Below are 16,714 nucleotides of genomic sequence, written 5' to 3'. Positions count from 1 at the left end.
TATCGAGGAGTGATTCGCACCACCCAACGCCAGGCCCCGCATGGACGACAATAACGATCTTTTCGGCAACATGGAAAAGCAGCCGCAGCCGGCGCGTGCACCGTCGCGGCCGGCCGATCCGCTGGTGCAGGCCGCCAAGCGTTCGAGTACCGTCCGTGATGGCAGCGAAGGCTACAGCGCCGCCGACATCGAGGTGCTGGAAGGGCTGGAGCCGGTGCGTCGGCGCCCCGGCATGTATATCGGCGGCACCGACGACAAGGCGATGCATCACCTCTTTGCCGAGGTCATCGACAATTCGATGGACGAGGCGGTCGCCGGCCACGCCACCTTCATCGATGTCGAGCTCTCCGCCGACGGCTTCCTCACCGTCACCGACAATGGCCGCGGCATTCCGGTCGACCCGCATCCGAAATACAAGAAGCCGGCGCTCGAAGTCATCATGACGACGCTGCATTCGGGCGGCAAATTCGATTCCAAGGTCTATGAGACGTCCGGCGGCCTGCACGGCGTCGGCGTTTCGGTCGTCAACGCGCTGTCGGACCATCTCGAGGTCGAGGTCGCGCGCGGCCGCCAGCTCTACCGCCAACGGTTTTCGCGCGGCGTTCCGGTAAGCGGTCTGGAGCACCTCGGCGAGGTGCACAACCGCCGCGGCACCAGGACCCGCTTCCATCCCGACGAACAGATCTTCGGCAAGGGCTGCGCCTTCGAGCCGGCGCGCCTCTACCGCATGACGCGTTCGAAGGCCTATCTGTTCGGCGGCGTCGAGATCCGCTGGACCTGCGATCCCTCGCTGATCAAGGAAAAGGACCAGACACCGGCCAAGGCCGAGTTCCATTTCCCTGGCGGCCTGAAGGATTATCTCAAGGCATCGCTCGGCGACGACTTCCAGGTAACGCGCGAAATTTTCGCGGGGAAAAGCGAGAAGCAGGGCGGCCATGGTTCGCTCGAATGGGCCGTCACCTGGTTCGGCGGCGACGGATTCTTGAATTCCTACTGCAACACCATTCCGACGGCCGAAGGCGGCACACATGAGGCCGGCTTCCGCAATGTGCTGACGCGGGGCTTACGCGCCTATGCCGATCTCATCGGCAACAAGCGCGCCTCGGTCATCACCACCGAGGACGTGATGATCTCGGCCGCCGGCATGCTGTCGGTGTTCATCCGCGAGCCGGAATTCGTTGGCCAGACCAAGGACAGGCTGGCCACCATCGAGGCGATGCGCATCGTCGAAAACGCGCTGCGCGATCCGTTCGACCACTGGCTGGCCGACAATCCGCAGGAAGCCTCGAAGCTTCTCGAATGGGTGATCGCGCGCGCCGACGAGCGTGTGCGCCGGCGCCAGGAAAAGGAAGTCTCGCGCAAGAGCGCTGTGCGCAAGCTGCGCCTTCCGGGCAAGCTCGCCGACTGCACGCAGAATGCCGCCGCCGGCGCTGAAATCTTCATCGTCGAAGGCGACTCGGCCGGTGGCTCCGCCAAGCAGGCGCGCGACCGCGCCAGCCAGGCGGTGCTGCCGTTGCGCGGCAAGATCCTCAATGTCGCCAGCGCCGGCAACGACAAGCTCGCCGGCAACCAGCAGATCTCCGACCTGATCCAGGCGCTCGGCTGCGGCACGCGCTCGAAATACCGCGACGAGGATTTGCGCTACGACCGCGTGATCATCATGACCGACGCCGATGTCGACGGTGCGCATATCGCCTCGCTCTTGATCACCTTCTTCTACCAAGAGATGCCGAACCTGATCCGCGGCGGCCATCTCTTCATGGCCGTGCCGCCGCTTTATTCGATCAGGCAAGGCGGCAAGGTCGCCTATGCGCGCGATGACGCGCACAAGGATGAGCTCCTGCGCACCGAGTTCACCGGGCGCGGCAAGGTCGAGATCGGCCGCTTCAAGGGGTTGGGCGAGATGATGGCCGCGCAGCTCAAGGAGACCACGATGGATCCGAGGAAGCGCACGCTGCTCAGGGTCGATGTGAACGAAATCGATTCAGCCACCAAGGATGCCGTCGACGCGCTGATGGGCACCAAGCCCGAGGCACGCTTCCGCTTCATCCAGGAGCGCGCCGAATTCGCCGAGACGGACGTGCTGGATATCTGAACGCCTGCTGGTCCATAACAGCTCCGGTACGGAGAGTTGAATGTGACCTGGACACGGCTGAAAGAGCTTGTCGAAATACCGCTGAGCGGACTGATCCAGCCGACCCGTTCGGACTGGATCTTCGCCCTGCGCACGGTCTCAGCCGGACTGATCGCGCTTCTTGCGGCCTACGCCCTCAAGCTCGACCATCCGCAATGGGCGATGATGACGGTGTTCATCGTTGCCCAACCGGTTGCCGGCATGGTGCTGGCGAAGGGCTTTTACCGGCTGCTCGGCACGCTTGCCGGCGGCCTCGCGGCGGTCGGCATCACCTCCGTTTTCGGCACCAATCCCTGGCTGCTGGTCACCGCACTTGCCGTCTGGATCGGTGTCTGCACGCTCGTCTCCTCCTTGCTGCGCAATCCGGAAGCCTATGGCGCCGCTCTTGCCGGTTACACCGCGATGATCATCAGCCTGCCGGCCTTCGGCCAGCCACATGGCGTCGTCGACCTGGCCGTCGCGCGCTGCGCCGAGATCGTGCTCGGCATCGTCTGCGCCGGCGTCACCAGCCGGCTGATCCTGCCGAAGCTTGCCGCCGACGCCATCATTTCCAGGCTGAAGCGCAGCATTCTCGATCTTGCCGAATATGCATCCGGCGCCTTCTCCGGCGGCGACCCGGCAAGTCTTGCCGCGCTTCAACGCAAGCTGATCACCGATGCCCAGACGCTTGCTGAGATGCGCACTTATGCCCGGCTCGAGGCGCCGAGCTTCGCCACAAGGGCACATCCGGTGCGCCGCACGATCGGACAGCTTCTATGGGCGCTGTCGGCAGCGCGCGCCCTGCACAGCCATCGCCGGCCGAAGACCGCCGCGCTCATTCCGATGCGCAGCGAACTGAAGGCGTTCGTCGGGGAATTGGCGGCAACGCCCGGCGCGCTCGACGACACAGGCCCTTGGGTGGCCAGGCTCGACGCGATCGCCAGCAAGGCAAAGGAAATGCCGACCCTCACTGACGAGACCAGCGAGGACAAGGTCGGCGCCATCACCCGCCTCACCATAGCCGGCGACTTCGCCGAGGCGCTGAAGCAGGTCATGCGCGGGCTGGACGCGCTTCGCTCGCCTGTGTCCCTGCAATCGCGTGAACGGGGCCAGCCAGCGCTGGTCGTGCACCGCGACTATCAAGCCGCTTGGCGCAACGCTGTCCGGGCGGCGCTTGCCACGCTGCTGGTCGCGATCTTCTGGCTGACGACCAAATGGTCGGAAGCGGCAGGCACGGTCATTCTCGTTTCCGTTGTTTCCAGCCTGTTTGCATCACGCCCCGATCCCGTGCAGTCGGCCTGGGGCTTCTTTACCGGGACGCTGATTGCCTTGCCCTTTGCCTTCCTGGTCGGCCAGATCGCGCTGCCGGCGCTGCCGGGCTTTGGCTGGTTCACGCTGTTCGTCGTGCCGATCATGGTGCCGGCGGCGCTCGGCATGGCCAATCCGCGCCATGTTGGCGTCGCCACCGCCTTCGCCATCAACTTCCTCGCCTTCCTCAGCCCGCACCAGGGCATGATCTATGATCCGGGGCCGTTCTTCGCCGGGTCGGCGTCGATCCTGGTCGGCATCCTGATTGCCATCGGCGTCTTCATTATCGTGCTGCCGGCCAATCCCTGGGTCACCGTCGAGCGTATCTGCCAGGCAATGCGAGAGGACCTGGCGCGGCTTTGCCTGCATGAGCGCGTCCCGCGGCGCCTGGCCTTCGAAAGCCTGGCCTATGACCGGATCAACCAGTTGATGCCGCAGGTGCAACAGACGGGCCGCAAGGGCGATCCCATGCTGGGCGGCAGCATCGCCGCCGTCACCGTCGGGCTGGAAGTGCTGCGGCTGCGCCATGCGCAACTGAACTCCGCCGTTGCGCGCGAGACGGCGGAATCCATCGCCAATTTCCTGCGCGGCCTGGCGCGGGAATTGCTGTTCAGACGACCGGGCGAGCCGCAAACCGCGACCATTGCCGTGGCGCGGCAATACGCCGCCAACATTGCCGAGCGCAGCGACCGGCTCGAAATGCTGCAAATCGCCGCCTCGCTGCGCATCATCGCGGCGGCGATGGAAGACCATCCGGATTTCTTTGCGAAGGGTCGAGGCGAGAGCAATTCCAGGAAAAGTGTGATCGGTTAAGTCGGCGACTTCGCCGTAACCCTCCGTCCGGAATTGCGTAGAAACAAAGAGTTAGAGCGTTTCGCCGTTTCCGTGAGACGGTGAAACGCTCTAGACCTAGGTGATTTTGCGGCTCATCCGCAGCAGCCGACCTTGGTTGGTGCAGCCATGTCCTTGAAGATGACACAGTCTTGGCCCGGCCCTCCGGCACAGGCGACATTGCAGCGCGTCACAAAGCTCTCCAGTCGGCGTTCAAGCAGGCGCAGCTCGGCGAGCTTCTGGCGAACCTCGTCAAGATGTCCTTGGGCAATGTCGCGCGTTTCCACGCAATCTCGGTCGGTGCTGATCGACAGGTCCAGCAACACGCGCACCTGGTCGATACCGAACCCGAAGTCCCGGCACTGCTTAATGAACGTCAAACGCCCCAAATCGTCGTCGTCATAGGTGCGTTGACCCCCGGCAGTGCGAGGCGCGGGAGGAAGCAACCCGATCTCTTCGTAATAGCGGATGGTGGGCGTTGAGACGCCGGCAGCCCTGGCGAGCGCCCCGATGGTGAACACGCGGATGTGAAAGTTCATCGAAAAAACCTCCTTGAACCTCAAGTTACTTGAAGGAGTACGCCATTGCAAAGATAGAAACTGGAAAGGCCGTTTGATGAAGAACACGCTGAAATGGGCCGGTGCCACCGCCGCCGCCTGTGCGGTCTGCTGCACGGTCGCCGTGGTGCCGGCAGCTTTGGTCGGCACCGGCTTGGCAGCGATCGCCGGCGCGGCGTGCACATGGGGCCTTGGCCTGCTCGCTCTCGCCGTGCCGGTTGGTGGAATTTATCTCCTCTCACGTCGCAAAGCCGCGCCCACTGCCACGTTTCAGGCATTGATGATGCAAGACGAGTGCGGCTGCGGTCCGTCCTGCGCCCCGCTGGCCGAGAATGACGCTCTGTCCATCGCCTGCACACTTGGTGCGTCGGATTTCAAGGAGCGTGTCGCCAGTATTCGTGCCCTGGCTCGTCGATCACTGCATCACGCCGAGCGCACATTGCTATCCCTCAACCTTACCTACGGGCCGGAAGCGCTCGAAGAGGTCACCGATTTGATGCGGAAGGAGCAAACTTGCTGCTCATTCCTAACCTTTGACCTGAAGACAGACCGGCGCGCCGTTGTTCTCACCATCACCGCGCCACAGGAAGCAGCCGAAGCAGCCGACCTGTTGTTCGACCACTTTGCCCCTGAACTCGCTTCATCGAACCTCAAGGAGATCGCATAACATGCAGCGTCGTCACTTTCTGATCCTCTCGGCTGCCGCCGGTATTGCCGTCGTTGTCGGCCCGGCGTTGGGCCACAATGGGGACGAAACCATTCCCGGCTTCGACAATGCGCTCAAGGCTGGTGGTCCCGTCCTGATCCATGTCACAGCGCCGTGGTGCGAAGTCTGTCAGGCGCAAAAGCCAATCGTAGCATCATTGCTGGCCTCGCCAGACTTCAAGGACATGAAGAAGTTTAATGTCGACTTCGACACGCAGAAGGAGATTTTGGCTCGATACCGTGTCCAGATGCAAAGCACGATGATCGTCTACAAGGGCGGAAAGGAAGTCGACCGGCAAACTGGGCAAACCGACCCGGCGGTGATCGAAGCGCTGCTGCGCGAGGCGCTGTGACATGTTGCTCGCCCTGCTTGCCGGTGTTCTGTCGATTCTTTCGCCTTGTGTGCTGCCTTTGCTCCCAGTCGTTCTAACCGGCGCGGTGGCTGAACATCGGTTGGCACCGTTGGCGCTAGCCGCTGGTGTCGCCGTCTCCTTCACATCGATAGGCGTCTTCGTCGCCACAATCGGCTTCTCAATCGGCCTCGACATGACGGTCTTTCGTATGGCCGCAGCCCTACTGCTGATCTTGGTAGGCTCGGTGCTTCTTGTGCCGCGTTTCCAAACGCAGTTCGCGACAGTGACTGGGCCGGTTAGCAACTGGACGCAAAGCCGCTTTGGTGGGTTCTCCACCTCAGGCATGTCAGGCCAGTTCGGCGTCGGGTTGCTACTGGGTGCGGTATGGACGCCCTGCGTCGGACCGACACTCGGTGCGGCCTCGATCATGGCTGCGCGAGGCGAGAACCTCGGCACTGTCATTCTCACCATGCTGGCCTTCGGCATTGGCACGTCATTGCCACTGCTGGCTCTGGCTCTTATGTCCCGCGAAGCGCTGCTGCGCTGGCGAGGTCGGATGCTCGGTGCTTCCAGCGGCATCAAAATGGCCCTCGGCGCGCTGCTTGTCGCGGCCGGCGTCATGACGCTTTCGGGATTCGACCGCACGATACAAATCGGCCTTGAACAAGCCTTGCCGGACTGGCTGGTGGCCGTCACCACGAGCCTATGACAAGCTCGTAATACCGACATGCCCTAAGCGGCCGCGATCGCCAGTGCATGCCCGCGCGCGTTTTCGCGCAGCGCGTCGAGGTGGATCGACTTCACCAGCCCTGCCAGATCGCCCTCGGCCGATTGCCCGCCGAGTTCCTTCAGCATCAGCCAGCTGACTTCCTGCACGCCGGCGACGCGCCGCCCATTGGCGACTTCGCGCCAGACCTTGAGCGCGCGCAGGATGATGGCGTGCGTCGCCGGGGCAAGCCCGGCGCTGCGGAACAGCGCCTGCAGGGCGACATCGTGGCCTCCGGCCAGAAGCGCTGTCACCCGCTGCTCGGATTGTTGGGCAAGCGCCACCAGCGTCGAGCCGAAGAAGTCGACCTTGCCATGCGCGATGGTGCGGATGATGAAACCGGCGGTGAGATCGCCGCGCAATCTGAGATGCTCGATAAGCGCTGCATGCTCTTCCATGCGCGTTCCCTCGATCAGCGTCACCGAGGCCTTCACGCAGGCGTCGCGCATCACGCGATCGGCGCGCGCCGCGCCCATCATCGCCAGTACCAGCGGCGAGCCTTTCAGCATCTCGCCGAGCTTGACGAGCAGCATGTGGCGGCAGTCTGCCGGTAAGCGCTGATCGGCAATCAATGCCTCGCGCACCAGCGGCAGGTGGCCGTGCCGTTCGGCCATGCGGCGAAAGCTCAGTGAGGCGATCTCGGCGCCGCTGTTGGCGATCAGCATGGCGCAGGCTTCCGGCTCACCGATCTCAGCGATCGCGGCCGCCAGCGACATCGAAACGACCGGGCGATTGGCGATCAGCTTCTGCGTCGCCTTCTGGCCGCTGGCGACGCGCTCGACGAGATCGGCATCGGTAAGCAACGGCGAACGCGCCAGCACCAGTGCCGCGACTTCCGGCTGGTCGGCGGCCAAAGCGCTGATCACTTGCGGCGGCGCGTGATGGCTCATCGACAGCGCCTCGGCCAGCGCCTGACGCACCTTGGAGGACGCGTCGTCCAACAGAAGCGTAAGCGCTGCCTCGGCGGCGCAACGATCCTCGAACGGCAGGTCGGAATTGACATAGGCGCGCGCCAGCGCGCTGGCGGCCGCGGCGCGTTCGGAAACCCTCGCCGTATCGATCCATTTTAGAAAATGCGAAACAACCATGCCGACCAGCTACGCCCCTTGCCGGAATGTCCCGGCCCCAAGGGAAACGGTAGGCTGGAAATGGTTTACGAACGGTTCACCATGTTTATTAATGCATGTCGCCCAGAAGTGTGCAGCGGTTCTGGGACAACGACATGCATCAAACAAAGAGTTAAAGCGCGTCGACTGAATCCGTTTCAGCGCGACGCGCTTTAACTGGCTTGCGGGCAAAGGATGCAGCGCTTATCAACCGCTGCAAACGGAGGACATCGAACCATGGCCGGACTTTATCTCGAAGAGTTCGTCGTCGGCCATCTCTTCCGCCATACGCTGCGCAAGACCGTCACCGAAAGCGACAACATGCTGTTTTCGGTGATGACGCTGAACCCGCAGCCTTTGCACATCGATTTCGATTTCGCCTCCAGGACCGAGTGGGGCAAGCCGCTGGTCAACTCGCTGTTCACGCTCGGCCTGATGATCGGCATTTCGGTCAACGACATCACTGTCGGCACCACCGTCGCCAATCTCGGCATGAAGGAGACGGTGTTTCCGCACCCGGTCTTCCACGGCGATACGATCCGGGTCGAGACGACGGTGATTTCGGTGCGCGAGTCCAAATCGAAACCCGACCGCGGCATCGTCGAATTCGAACACCGGGCCTACAATCAAAATGACGTTCTTGTCGCCAAATGCACCAGGCAGGCGATGATGCTGAAGAGGCCGGCCTGATGCGCTCGCTGCTTTTCGTACCGGGCGATTCCGAGCGCAAGTTGGAAAAGGGCTTTGGCGCCGGCGCCGACGTGGTCATCGTCGATCTCGAGGATTCCGTCGCTCCCGCCAACAAAGTCGCCGCGCGCGCTGCCGCGGCGAGTTTCATCTCGAGCCAGAGGCAAAAGACTCCCTCCGCCGTCTATGTGCGGGTCAATGACCTTTCGACGGGCCTGACCGACGATGATCTCGCAGCGCTCGTTCCAGCAAAACCCGACGGCATCATGCTGCCCAAATCGAACCGTGGACAGGATGTCCAGCAACTGGCAGCCAGGCTCAGGGTGCGTGAGGCTGAAAACGGCTTGCCGGATGGCGGCATAAGGATCCTGCCGATCATCACCGAGACCGCGGCAGGCGTGCTGGCGGCGGCGAGCTATGCTGGCGCAAGCGCGCGGCTTGCGGGCCTGACCTGGGGCGCCGAGGACCTTTCGGCGGCAATCGGCGCGCGCTCGGCGCGCGACGAGAGTGGCCGCTACACCGACGTGTTCCGCCTAGCGCGCACCATGACCATTCTGGCTGCCAGCGCGGCGGAACTCGCCGCCATCGACACCGTGTTTCCGGAGTTCCGCGACATGGTCGCTTTCGAGGCCGAATGCCGCGAGGCGGAGCGCGACGGTTTTACGGGCAAGATGGCGATCCATCCGGCGCAAGTGCCGGTCATCAACGCAGCCTTCACGCCATCGGCAGAGGCGGTCGAGCGGTCTCGCGCAGTCGTCGAAGCCTTCGCGGCGGCCGGAAATCCCGGCGTCGTCGGCATCGACGGCAAGATGTATGACCGGCCGCATTTGCGGCTTGCCGAACGGCTTTTGGCGCGCGTTAAGGCAATTCCAGGAAAAGTGTGAAGCGGTTCGCCGTTCCGCGAGACGGTAAAACGCTCTGGCGGCCGGGGTTTCTGCGTGAAGCCACTCGCTACCAGACCATCGGCACCAGCTTGTAGCGCACGCGCGCCGCGTACTCGTCATATCCCCGCAGGCCGGTTCGCAGCGCTTGCTCCTCGATAAAGGTGCGGATGGCCAACAGCACCAGGAAAAAAAGCACCGATGCCAACCCCCACCAGGAGCCGAGCAGAAGCGCTGTGCCGGCGAAGAAAAGGATGGCGCCGCTATACATCGGATGGCGCACATAGCTGTACGGGCCTGTGGTGATCACCGTCTGGCCACGCTCGCCCTGGATCTTCACCACTGGCGCCGCGAAGCTGTTCTCCATCATCGTCAGATAACAGATCCATATGCTGATCAGCAGCACCAACGCGCCGATCACTTGCACCCAAGGCGGCGCGGCGGACCAGCCATAGCGAAAGTCGAGCCCCATCAAGGCCAGCCATGCGAAGATGCCGATGAGCAGTATCGAAAGCAGCACCTTGTCAGCCGCCGTCTGATCCTTTTGGATCGGCGGGCTGAGCCGCTCATTCATCAGGCCGGGGTCTCGCCGGGCGAGCGCGACGCCCAGCGTCAGGCTGAGAGCGACCATCAGCACCAGATAGACCCAGGCCCCCTGCCAGTGCAGCGTGCCGGCGGACACGAACAGCAGCGCGCCCATGACGCCGAACCATACGAATGTCTGGACAATCAATCGCAAGATCATGACCGACCTTCCATGATGTTTCGCCTGTCGTAGATCTGGTCGAATCCGACCAATGGTCTATTATACCGACCGATGGTCTATAACTCAAGACATGCCCTATGCTCTGGACGCGAACGGCCGTCGCATGCACAAGGTTTCGCCATGCCCCGCATCATCAAGCATCCGGAACTCAGACGCGAAGAACTGCTGGACCAGGCTCAGGCCCTGTTCCTGACGCATGGCTACGACAGAGCGAGCCTCAACGACGTCATCGCCGCCGCCGGCATTTCGAAAGGCGCCTTCTATCACTACTTCCCTCCAAGGAGGCGCTGCTGGAGGCATTGGCAGAACGTTTCGCCAGACGGGCGCTCGCCGGCGTCCAGAAAATCGTCGACGATCCCGACCTCGATCCGCTGGGCCGCTTGAATGCCCTGCTGGCGCAATCGCGGCAGGCCAAGATCGAGACCGCGCCGCAGGCATGGGCGCTTTTCGAAACGTTGTTCCGGCCGGAGAACCTCGTGCTTTTCCACCGCATCAACCTGGCGGCCAGCAAGTCCTTCTCACCGGTGCTGGTGGAGATCATCAGGCAGGGCGTCAAGGACGGCGCCTTCCGCACTTTCGATCCCGAAGGCGTCGCCGACATCGTCATGCAGTTCGGCCTGGCGACGCATGGCGTCACCGCCAAGGCGCTTGCCGGCGGCAGCGATGCCGACATGGAGGTCGCCATCGAAATCCTGGAGAAGCGTGTGCGACTTTATGAGATCGCGCTCGACCGCATCCTTAGCCTTCCCGACGGCAGCATCAGGATCGGCGAGCCGGGCTTCGTGCGCGCCGTCATGACTGCGCGTCGCGGCGATCCTGGCAACGACCGCGGCACCCAAGGCGCCTAGGATGTGACTATCCGGCCCACGGCCCGGCATAGTCCGCATAAAGCTTCGCCGGATCGGGTCGCGGCCTCTCTGGAGCCGGTCCTTGATAGGAACCGATATGGACGAAGCCGACGACGCGTTCCTGCGGCGACAGCCCAAGGATCGCCCTGCCCTCCGGCACGTCCGAATACCAGTTGGAGATCATGTTGGTGCCATAGCCCAGCGCATTGGCGGCGATCATCAGGTTCATGGCCGCCATGCCGCCCGAGAGAAACATCTCCCACTGCGGGATCTTGGGGTTCTCCCTCGGCACCGACACCACGCCGATCACCAGCGGCGCGCGCGAAAAACGCGCCAGTTCCTGGTTGCGGCGGTTGTCGGGCAGCGGCCCCTCGCGCTGTTCGGCGAGCGCCGCCAGCTTCCTGCCGATCTCGACGCGCGCTTCGCCGCGATAAAGGATGAAGCGCCAGGGTTCGAGCCGGCCATGGTCGGGGACGCGCGAGGCCGCCGCGATCATGGTCGCGATGTCGGCCTCGCCCGGCGCCGGTTCTTTGAGGTCCGGGATCGGCGCGGAGTTGCGGGTCAGCAGGAAGTCGATGATCGGCGACGCCATGGCGTGGTCTCCTGAAAGGCATTCGATTTTTGAGCTGAAGCGCGCCATTGCGAGATCGGGCGGCTCGGGCGGTGGCGTTTTGCGCCGGATAAGAAGCCGCTGTGGAAATCATCCGGCCCAGGCCTTGAAATTGCCACCGCCATGGGCTTCAACGCAAGGCATGTTTGAGGGGAGCCTGCGCCTTTTCGTGATCGCGCTCGTCGCTGCGTTGTTCGCGGTGCCGGTTTCCTTCGCGCTGGCCCAGAATGCCAACGATACCGGCGACATCAAACTTCCAGGCATTTCGAGCTACGCGACGCCCAAGAGCGGGACGCCGCTGGCGCTCGGCAATGGCGGCGCCATCACGCTTTCAGCCCAGTTGACCGACAAGGGCACCGACATCACCCGCGGCATTGTCTGGCGGGTGTTCAGGCCCGAGCCCACCAGCGACGGCAAGCTGCCGATGGTTGCCTCCGCGCATGGCGGCACGGCGGTGTTCCAGCTCGACCCCGGCAGCTACCTGGTCCACGCCTCCTATGGCCGGGCCGGTGCCACCAAGCGCATCACGGTCGGTAAGGAAGCCAGGCGCGAGAATCTCGTTCTCGACGCCGGCGGCCTGAAGCTCGACGCAGTGACGTCGGGCGGCGCCCCCATCCAGTCGAAGAAACTGCGCTTTTCGATCTATGAAGGCGAGGCAGCGGCCAATGGCGAGCGCGCGCTGATCGCGCCCGAAGTTGCGCCGAACACGGTGGTGCGATTGAACGCCGGCACCTACCACGTCGTTTCAAACTATGGCGCGGTCAACGCCGTGATCCGTTCCGACATCCGCGTCGAGGCCGGCAAGCTCACGGAAGCGACCGTCGAGCACCGCGCCGCTGAGATGACGATGAAGCTGGTGCGCGAGCCTGGTGGCGAAGCGATTGCCGACACCTCCTGGTCGCTGCTCAACGAATCCGGCGATCCGATCAAGGAAGCGGTCGGCGCCTTCGCCTCCATGGTGCTGGCCGAGGGCCAATACACTATCATCGCCAAGAACCGCGACCGCATCTATCAGAAGGATTTCACGGTCGTTGCCGGCCAGAACCAGGAAATCGAGGTTGTCGCCAATGAGTCCTCGGCCATCGACCCCGAGGAAGGCGCCGACTGAGTCGGCTGTAAGCTTTCAGGCGGCTTTGCGCATCCGCTTTGGCAGAAACGGCACGCGTCCACGCTCCGCCGCCGGGCTCGCCAGGTCGAAGACCGCGCGATAGAGGCGGTCGAGCAGCGCCTTGCGATCGCGCAACGGTTCGAGCTCGTTCCATCTCAGCACGTCGCCGACGCGCACCTCGATCACCTTGCCCGACAGCCGGGCGAACTCGCGGATCAGCAAGGAAAGGCGCAACGTCAGCGAGGCCTTGCCGATGAATTTGGCCACGCGGTTGTCGCGCTCGGCCATGTTCATCGGGCCACTGACGAGGTGGAAGAGACGGCCGTTCTGGCCGGAAAAATGCATCGGGATGACCGAGGCCTTGGCCTCCTGCACCAGCTTGGCCGGAAACATCTTCCACGGCAGGTCGATGGCACGGCCGAAAACCTTGGGCGCCGTGGCGACGCCGCCAGCGGGGAAGATCACGATGGTGACGCCTTCCTTCAACAGGCGCACAGCCTCATGGCGCACCGCCATATTGTTCTTCAGCGCCTCCTTGGTCTCGGAAAAGTCGATCGGCAGCGAATAAGGCTCCATTTCCCGGATTCTCAGGAGATCCTTGTGGATCATGACCCGGAACGGCCGGCCGAGCTGCTCGACTAGCGAGAGCACCGCGATGCCGTCGCCGATGCCGAAGGGGTGGTTGGCGACGATGACCAGCGGGGTATCCGGCAGCGCTGCCGGCGGCCACTGGACGGCGTTGCGGACTTTCACGTCGATCAGCTCCAGCATGCGGCTGAACACGCGGTCGCCGGTCGGCACCACCTGCCGGCGCCAGTAGTCATAGAGCACGGCAAAGCGGTCGCGGCCCGACAGGCCCTCGACGGAATGGATGAACCAGCGCGTCAGCACCGGCTGATGCGGGCTGGCGTAGGAAAGCTCGGGGAACCGACGTTCCCGCAATTTCAACTTGAGCATGGCGGCTCGTTACAGGTTTGGCGTGACAGGCATATGAAAATGGCGGTGGGTCGCTCCACCGCCATTCCAGTGAAGTGTCGAAGGTCAGGCTGCGTGGCGCTTGCGGTCCGGCGAGACCGCCTCGTCGGTGAGCAACTTCACCGCATCGGCGAGCTTCAGCGATTCCTGGTCGCGGGAACCCAGCCGGCGGATGTTGACCGTCTCCTCTTCCGCCTCGCGCTTGCCGCAGACGAGGATGACCGGAACCTTGGCCAGGCTGTGCTCGCGCACCTTGTAGTTGATCTTCTCGTTGCGCAGGTCGAGCTCGGCGGTCAGTCCGGCCGCCTTCAACTGCTTGGCGACCTTCACGGCATAGTCGTCGGCATCCGAAGTGATCGTCGCCACCACCACCTGCACCGGCGCGAACCAAAGCGGGAAATGGCCGGAATAATTCTCGATCAGGATGCCAAGGAAACGCTCCATCGAGCCGCAGATCGCGCGATGCACCATCACCGGCTGCTTCTTTTCCAGATCCGAGCCGATGTAGAAGGCGCCGAAACGTTCCGGCAGGTTGAAGTCGACCTGCGTGGTGCCGCACTGCCATTCGCGGCCGATGGCGTCCTTCAGCACATATTCGAACTTCGGGCCGTAGAAAGCGCCCTCGCCCGGATTGATCGAGGTCTTGATGCGGTTGCCCGAGCGCGTACGGATCGTGTCCAGCACGTTGTTCATGATGGCTTCCGCATGATCCCAGGCTTCGTCGGTGCCGACGCGCTTGTCCGGCCGCGTCGACAGCTTCACGCTGACCTCGTCGAAGCCGAAATCGGCATAGGTCGACAGGATCAGGTCGTTGATGCGCAGGCATTCGGCGGCGAGTTGCTCCTCGGTGCAGAAGATATGCGCATCGTCCTGCGTGAAGCCGCGCACGCGCATCAGACCGTGCAGCGCGCCCGACGGCTCGTAGCGATGCACATTGCCGAACTCCGCAAGCTTTACGGGCAGTTCGCGATAAGACTTCAACCCATGCTTGAAGATCTGCACGTGTCCAGGGCAATTCATCGGCTTCAAGGCGAAGATGCGGTCGTCGTCAGTGTCGTCGCCGGCGACCGTCACCTTGAACATGGCATCGCGATACCAGCCCCAGTGTCCGGAGGTCTCCCACAGGCTCTTGTCGAGCACCTGCGGCGCGTTGACCTCCTGATAGCCGTGCTCGTCGAGGCGGCGGCGCATGTAGTTGACCAGGTTCTGGAACATCTTCCAGCCCTTGGCGTGCCAGAAGACGACGCCCGGCCCCTCCTCCTGGAAATGGAACAGGTCCATCTCGCGGCCAAGCTTGCGATGGTCGCGCTTTTCGGCCTCTTCCAGCAGCGTTTCGTAAGCTTCGAGCTGCGCCTGGTCGGCAAAGGCGGTGCCGTAGATGCGCGTCAGCATCGGATTGTTGCTGTCGCCGCGCCAATAGGCACCAGCCACCTTCATCAGCTTGAAGGCGTTGCCGATCTGCCCGGTCGAGGCCATGTGCGGGCCGCGGCACAGATCGAACCAGTCGCCCTGGGAATAGATCTTGAGATCCTGATCCTCGGGAATGGCGTCAATCAGCTCGAGCTTGTAGCGCTCGCCCTTGTCGGCAAACACTTTCTTGGCCTTCTCGCGCGACCAGACTTCCTTGGTGAACGGCTTGTTGCGCGCAATGATCTCGCGCATCTTCTTCTCGATCACCGGAAAATCCTCCGGCGTGAACGGCGCGTTGCGGGCGAAGTCGTAATAGAATCCGTTCTCGATGACCGGTCCGATGGTCACCTGCGTTCCCGGCCACAATTCCTGCACGGCCTCGGCCAGCACATGCGCCGTATCATGGCGGATGAGCTCCAGCGCGCGCGGATCCTCGCGGGTGATGATCTCGACCTTGCCGGACTTGCCGAGCGGATCGGAAAGATCGCGAACTGTGCCATCGAGGCTGTAGGCCACCGCCTTCTTGGCCAGCGACTTCGAGATCGATTCGGCGAGGCCAGCGCCAGTCATCGCGGCGTCGTAGTCGCGGACGGAGCCATCGGGAAATGTCAGGGAAACGGAATTCGGCATCAGAGTTCTCCTATCCAGTCCCGCAAACGAGCGCGGGTGGTCGTGGGTGAGCCGGAGGCGCCAATCGGGCCGACGACAACAGTGGGCGGGTTTTAGAGGCAGCACGGTAAGAGGTAAAGAGCGCTCGTTGGCGCAGCCGTCAGGAAATGGCGCGACAGTTGTCGCAGTGGGTCGCGAAGGCTTGCGAAAATCCGTGACATAAACTCGAATTGTCTTCATGGAAGACGCAAAACCCAGCCGAACCGCCCTGGGCGTCGCGCGCATGCGAGCCCTCAACCAGCTCTCGCCGCAGGCGCCGCTGTTTCGCGACCCATATGCGGGTGCGATTCTGGGCGATGCCGCACCGACGGCACAGAACCTCGAGCAGGAAGACGAGCGTGGCAGGCGCATGCGCCTGTTCGTGGCCGCGCGTGCCCGTCTCGCCGAGGATTGGCTGGCTGCGGCGGTACGCCGGGGCGTCCGGCAAGTGGTGGTGCTCGGCGCCGGCCTCGACACTTTCTCGCTGCGCAATCCGTACCCGGATGTTGCCGTGTTCGAAGTCGACCATCCGGCAACGCAGGCCTGGAAACGCAAATGCCTCGCCGACGCTGGTCTTGCCGAACCGCCGGCCACCACCTTCGTGCCGGTCAATTTCGAGCGGCAGCGCCTGCTGGACGAACTGGCATTAGCTGGTTTGAGGCCGACCGAGGCCAGTTTCTTCATGTGGCTGGGCGTCGTGCCCTACCTGACGCAGGAAGCGATCTTCGGCACCCTGTCCTGGATTGCCGGCATGCCCGGTTCGGAGGTCGTCTTCGACTATAGTGAGCCGGTCGAGAACCGCGATGCGGCGGGACAGGCTGCCCTCTCCTTCCATGCAGCACGCGTCGCCGCTGTCGGCGAGCCCTGGATCAGTTTCTTCACGCCAGGCGAGCTGGCAAAGTCACTGACCGAACTCGGCTTCGACGAGATCGAGGATTTCGAGAGCAGCAATATCGCCGCGCGCTTCGGCGGAAGCCCTAGCGGCAGCCGGAGCAATTCCGGCGGGCACGTCCTGCGCGCCCGCCGGAGCATTTGAGCAGCT

17 protein-coding genes are annotated in these 16,714 nt (G+C 63.3%); 11 read left to right on the top strand and 6 right to left on the bottom strand.

All coding sequences use genetic code 11. From position 1 onward, the window contains the following. Positions 1-40 precede the first annotated feature (40 nt). Together parE and ACVDG8_RS34750 are read left to right on the top strand one after the other, a co-directional pair. Positions 41-2,095 (top strand): DNA topoisomerase IV subunit B, encoded by a 2,055-nt coding sequence (gene parE, locus ACVDG8_RS34755; RefSeq protein ID WP_447252509.1) that lies wholly within the window; start codon positions 41-43, stop codon positions 2,093-2,095. A 42-nt stretch (positions 2,096-2,137) separates the two neighbouring features. Beyond that, the gene (locus ACVDG8_RS34750; RefSeq protein WP_447252508.1) at positions 2,138-4,234 is read left to right on the top strand and encodes an FUSC family protein; all 2,097 of its coding nucleotides are present in this window, start codon (positions 2,138-2,140) and stop codon (positions 4,232-4,234) included. 113 nt (positions 4,235-4,347) lie between these two features. Here ACVDG8_RS34750 and ACVDG8_RS34745 read toward each other — a convergent pair whose 3' ends face one another. Beyond that, positions 4,348-4,791 carry a MerR family transcriptional regulator gene (locus ACVDG8_RS34745; RefSeq protein WP_447252507.1) on the bottom strand — a complete coding sequence of 148 codons (444 nt, stop codon included), beginning with the start codon at positions 4,789-4,791 and terminating at the stop codon, positions 4,348-4,350. Between the two features lie 76 nt (positions 4,792-4,867). Between ACVDG8_RS34745 and ACVDG8_RS34740 the strand changes: the two genes are divergently transcribed. Genes ACVDG8_RS34740 through ACVDG8_RS34730 form a run of 3 tightly spaced genes read left to right on the top strand, consistent with a single transcriptional unit; the run spans position 4,868 to position 6,576 of the window. Next, positions 4,868-5,476: a hypothetical protein gene (locus ACVDG8_RS34740; protein WP_447252506.1), complete on the top strand. Its 609-nt coding sequence runs from the start codon at positions 4,868-4,870 to the stop codon at positions 5,474-5,476. A 1-nt stretch (position 5,477) separates the two neighbouring features. Beyond that, on the top strand, positions 5,478-5,867 hold the full coding sequence (locus ACVDG8_RS34735; RefSeq protein WP_447252505.1) for a thioredoxin domain-containing protein: 390 nt from the start codon (positions 5,478-5,480) through the stop codon (positions 5,865-5,867). Position 5,868: 1 nt separating this feature from the next. After that, positions 5,869-6,576, top strand: a complete 708-nt coding sequence (locus ACVDG8_RS34730; RefSeq protein WP_447252504.1) for a cytochrome c biogenesis CcdA family protein — start codon at positions 5,869-5,871, stop codon at positions 6,574-6,576. A 23-nt stretch (positions 6,577-6,599) separates the two neighbouring features. Here ACVDG8_RS34730 and ACVDG8_RS34725 read toward each other — a convergent pair whose 3' ends face one another. Beyond that, positions 6,600-7,721: a DUF2336 domain-containing protein gene (locus ACVDG8_RS34725; RefSeq protein WP_447252503.1), complete on the bottom strand. Its 1,122-nt coding sequence runs from the start codon at positions 7,719-7,721 to the stop codon at positions 6,600-6,602. 255 nt (positions 7,722-7,976) lie between these two features. Between ACVDG8_RS34725 and ACVDG8_RS34720 the strand changes: the two genes are divergently transcribed. Together ACVDG8_RS34720 and ACVDG8_RS34715 are read left to right on the top strand one after the other, a co-directional pair. Next, on the top strand, positions 7,977-8,429 hold the full coding sequence (locus tag ACVDG8_RS34720; protein ID WP_447252502.1) for a MaoC family dehydratase: 453 nt from the start codon (positions 7,977-7,979) through the stop codon (positions 8,427-8,429). Beyond that, positions 8,429-9,310 carry an HpcH/HpaI aldolase/citrate lyase family protein gene (locus ACVDG8_RS34715; protein WP_447252501.1) on the top strand — a complete coding sequence of 294 codons (882 nt, stop codon included), beginning with the start codon at positions 8,429-8,431 and terminating at the stop codon, positions 9,308-9,310. Before ACVDG8_RS34720 ends, ACVDG8_RS34715 begins: the two co-directional genes overlap by 1 nt. 67 nt (positions 9,311-9,377) lie before the next feature. Here ACVDG8_RS34715 and ACVDG8_RS34710 read toward each other — a convergent pair whose 3' ends face one another. Next, a complete protein-coding gene (locus tag ACVDG8_RS34710; protein WP_447252500.1) occupies positions 9,378-10,052 on the bottom strand; it encodes a methyltransferase family protein in 675 nt (224 codons plus the stop codon). A 72-nt stretch (positions 10,053-10,124) separates the two neighbouring features. Between ACVDG8_RS34710 and ACVDG8_RS34705 the strand changes: the two genes are divergently transcribed. Then, complete coding sequence (locus tag ACVDG8_RS34705) at positions 10,125-10,457, top strand: TetR/AcrR family transcriptional regulator (RefSeq protein ID WP_455707433.1); 333 nt, start codon at positions 10,125-10,127, stop codon at positions 10,455-10,457. After that, positions 10,373-10,921 (top strand): TetR/AcrR family transcriptional regulator, encoded by a 549-nt coding sequence (locus tag ACVDG8_RS34700; RefSeq protein WP_455707432.1) that lies wholly within the window; start codon positions 10,373-10,375, stop codon positions 10,919-10,921. Before ACVDG8_RS34705 ends, ACVDG8_RS34700 begins: the two co-directional genes overlap by 85 nt. 7 nt (positions 10,922-10,928) lie before the next feature. Here ACVDG8_RS34700 and ACVDG8_RS34695 read toward each other — a convergent pair whose 3' ends face one another. Then, complete coding sequence (locus tag ACVDG8_RS34695) at positions 10,929-11,513, bottom strand: nitroreductase family protein (RefSeq protein ID WP_447252498.1); 585 nt, start codon at positions 11,511-11,513, stop codon at positions 10,929-10,931. A gap of 160 nt (positions 11,514-11,673) precedes the next feature. Between ACVDG8_RS34695 and ACVDG8_RS34690 the strand changes: the two genes are divergently transcribed. Then, positions 11,674-12,639 (top strand): hypothetical protein, encoded by a 966-nt coding sequence (locus ACVDG8_RS34690; RefSeq protein WP_447252497.1) that lies wholly within the window; start codon positions 11,674-11,676, stop codon positions 12,637-12,639. A 15-nt stretch (positions 12,640-12,654) separates the two neighbouring features. On the opposite strand, the gene ACVDG8_RS34685 is transcribed toward ACVDG8_RS34690, so the two are convergent. After that, on the bottom strand, positions 12,655-13,596 hold the full coding sequence (locus ACVDG8_RS34685) for a lysophospholipid acyltransferase family protein (protein ID WP_455707431.1): 942 nt from the start codon (positions 13,594-13,596) through the stop codon (positions 12,655-12,657). Positions 13,597-13,680: 84 nt separating this feature from the next. Beyond that, complete coding sequence (gene thrS, locus ACVDG8_RS34680) at positions 13,681-15,654, bottom strand: threonine--tRNA ligase (protein WP_455707430.1); 1,974 nt, start codon at positions 15,652-15,654, stop codon at positions 13,681-13,683. A gap of 217 nt (positions 15,655-15,871) precedes the next feature. Between thrS and ACVDG8_RS34675 the strand changes: the two genes are divergently transcribed. Beyond that, positions 15,872-16,708, top strand: a complete 837-nt coding sequence (locus ACVDG8_RS34675) for an SAM-dependent methyltransferase (protein ID WP_447252495.1) — start codon at positions 15,872-15,874, stop codon at positions 16,706-16,708. The last annotated feature ends 6 nt before the right edge of the window (positions 16,709-16,714 follow it).

The organism is Mesorhizobium sp. ORM8.1, assembly GCF_053005525.2.
Note: the sequence above shows the minus strand (reverse complement) of the source record. Positions and strands in the feature narration are given on the sequence as shown.

Excerpts from the sequence above, each read along its gene's own strand:
- parE (WP_447252509.1), top strand. The coding sequence starts at position 41 with ATGGACGACAATAACGATCTTTTCGGCAACATGGAAAAGCAGCCGCAG.
- ACVDG8_RS34745 (WP_447252507.1), bottom strand. The coding sequence starts at position 4,791 with ATGAACTTTCACATCCGCGTGTTCACCATCGGGGCGCTCGCCAGGGCT.
- ACVDG8_RS34740 (WP_447252506.1), top strand. The coding sequence starts at position 4,868 with ATGAAGAACACGCTGAAATGGGCCGGTGCCACCGCCGCCGCCTGTGCG.
- ACVDG8_RS34735 (WP_447252505.1), top strand. The coding sequence starts at position 5,478 with ATGCAGCGTCGTCACTTTCTGATCCTCTCGGCTGCCGCCGGTATTGCC.
- ACVDG8_RS34730 (WP_447252504.1), top strand. The coding sequence starts at position 5,869 with ATGTTGCTCGCCCTGCTTGCCGGTGTTCTGTCGATTCTTTCGCCTTGT.
- ACVDG8_RS34725 (WP_447252503.1), bottom strand. The coding sequence starts at position 7,721 with ATGGTTGTTTCGCATTTTCTAAAATGGATCGATACGGCGAGGGTTTCC.
- ACVDG8_RS34720 (WP_447252502.1), top strand. The coding sequence starts at position 7,977 with ATGGCCGGACTTTATCTCGAAGAGTTCGTCGTCGGCCATCTCTTCCGC.
- ACVDG8_RS34715 (WP_447252501.1), top strand. The coding sequence starts at position 8,429 with ATGCGCTCGCTGCTTTTCGTACCGGGCGATTCCGAGCGCAAGTTGGAA.
- ACVDG8_RS34710 (WP_447252500.1), bottom strand. The coding sequence starts at position 10,052 with ATGATCTTGCGATTGATTGTCCAGACATTCGTATGGTTCGGCGTCATG.
- ACVDG8_RS34705 (WP_455707433.1), top strand. The coding sequence starts at position 10,125 with ATGGTCTATAACTCAAGACATGCCCTATGCTCTGGACGCGAACGGCCG.
- ACVDG8_RS34695 (WP_447252498.1), bottom strand. The coding sequence starts at position 11,513 with ATGGCGTCGCCGATCATCGACTTCCTGCTGACCCGCAACTCCGCGCCG.
- ACVDG8_RS34690 (WP_447252497.1), top strand. The coding sequence starts at position 11,674 with ATGTTTGAGGGGAGCCTGCGCCTTTTCGTGATCGCGCTCGTCGCTGCG.
- ACVDG8_RS34685 (WP_455707431.1), bottom strand. The coding sequence starts at position 13,596 with ATGCTCAAGTTGAAATTGCGGGAACGTCGGTTCCCCGAGCTTTCCTAC.
- thrS (WP_455707430.1), bottom strand. The coding sequence starts at position 15,654 with ATGCCGAATTCCGTTTCCCTGACATTTCCCGATGGCTCCGTCCGCGAC.
- ACVDG8_RS34675 (WP_447252495.1), top strand. The coding sequence starts at position 15,872 with ATGGAAGACGCAAAACCCAGCCGAACCGCCCTGGGCGTCGCGCGCATG.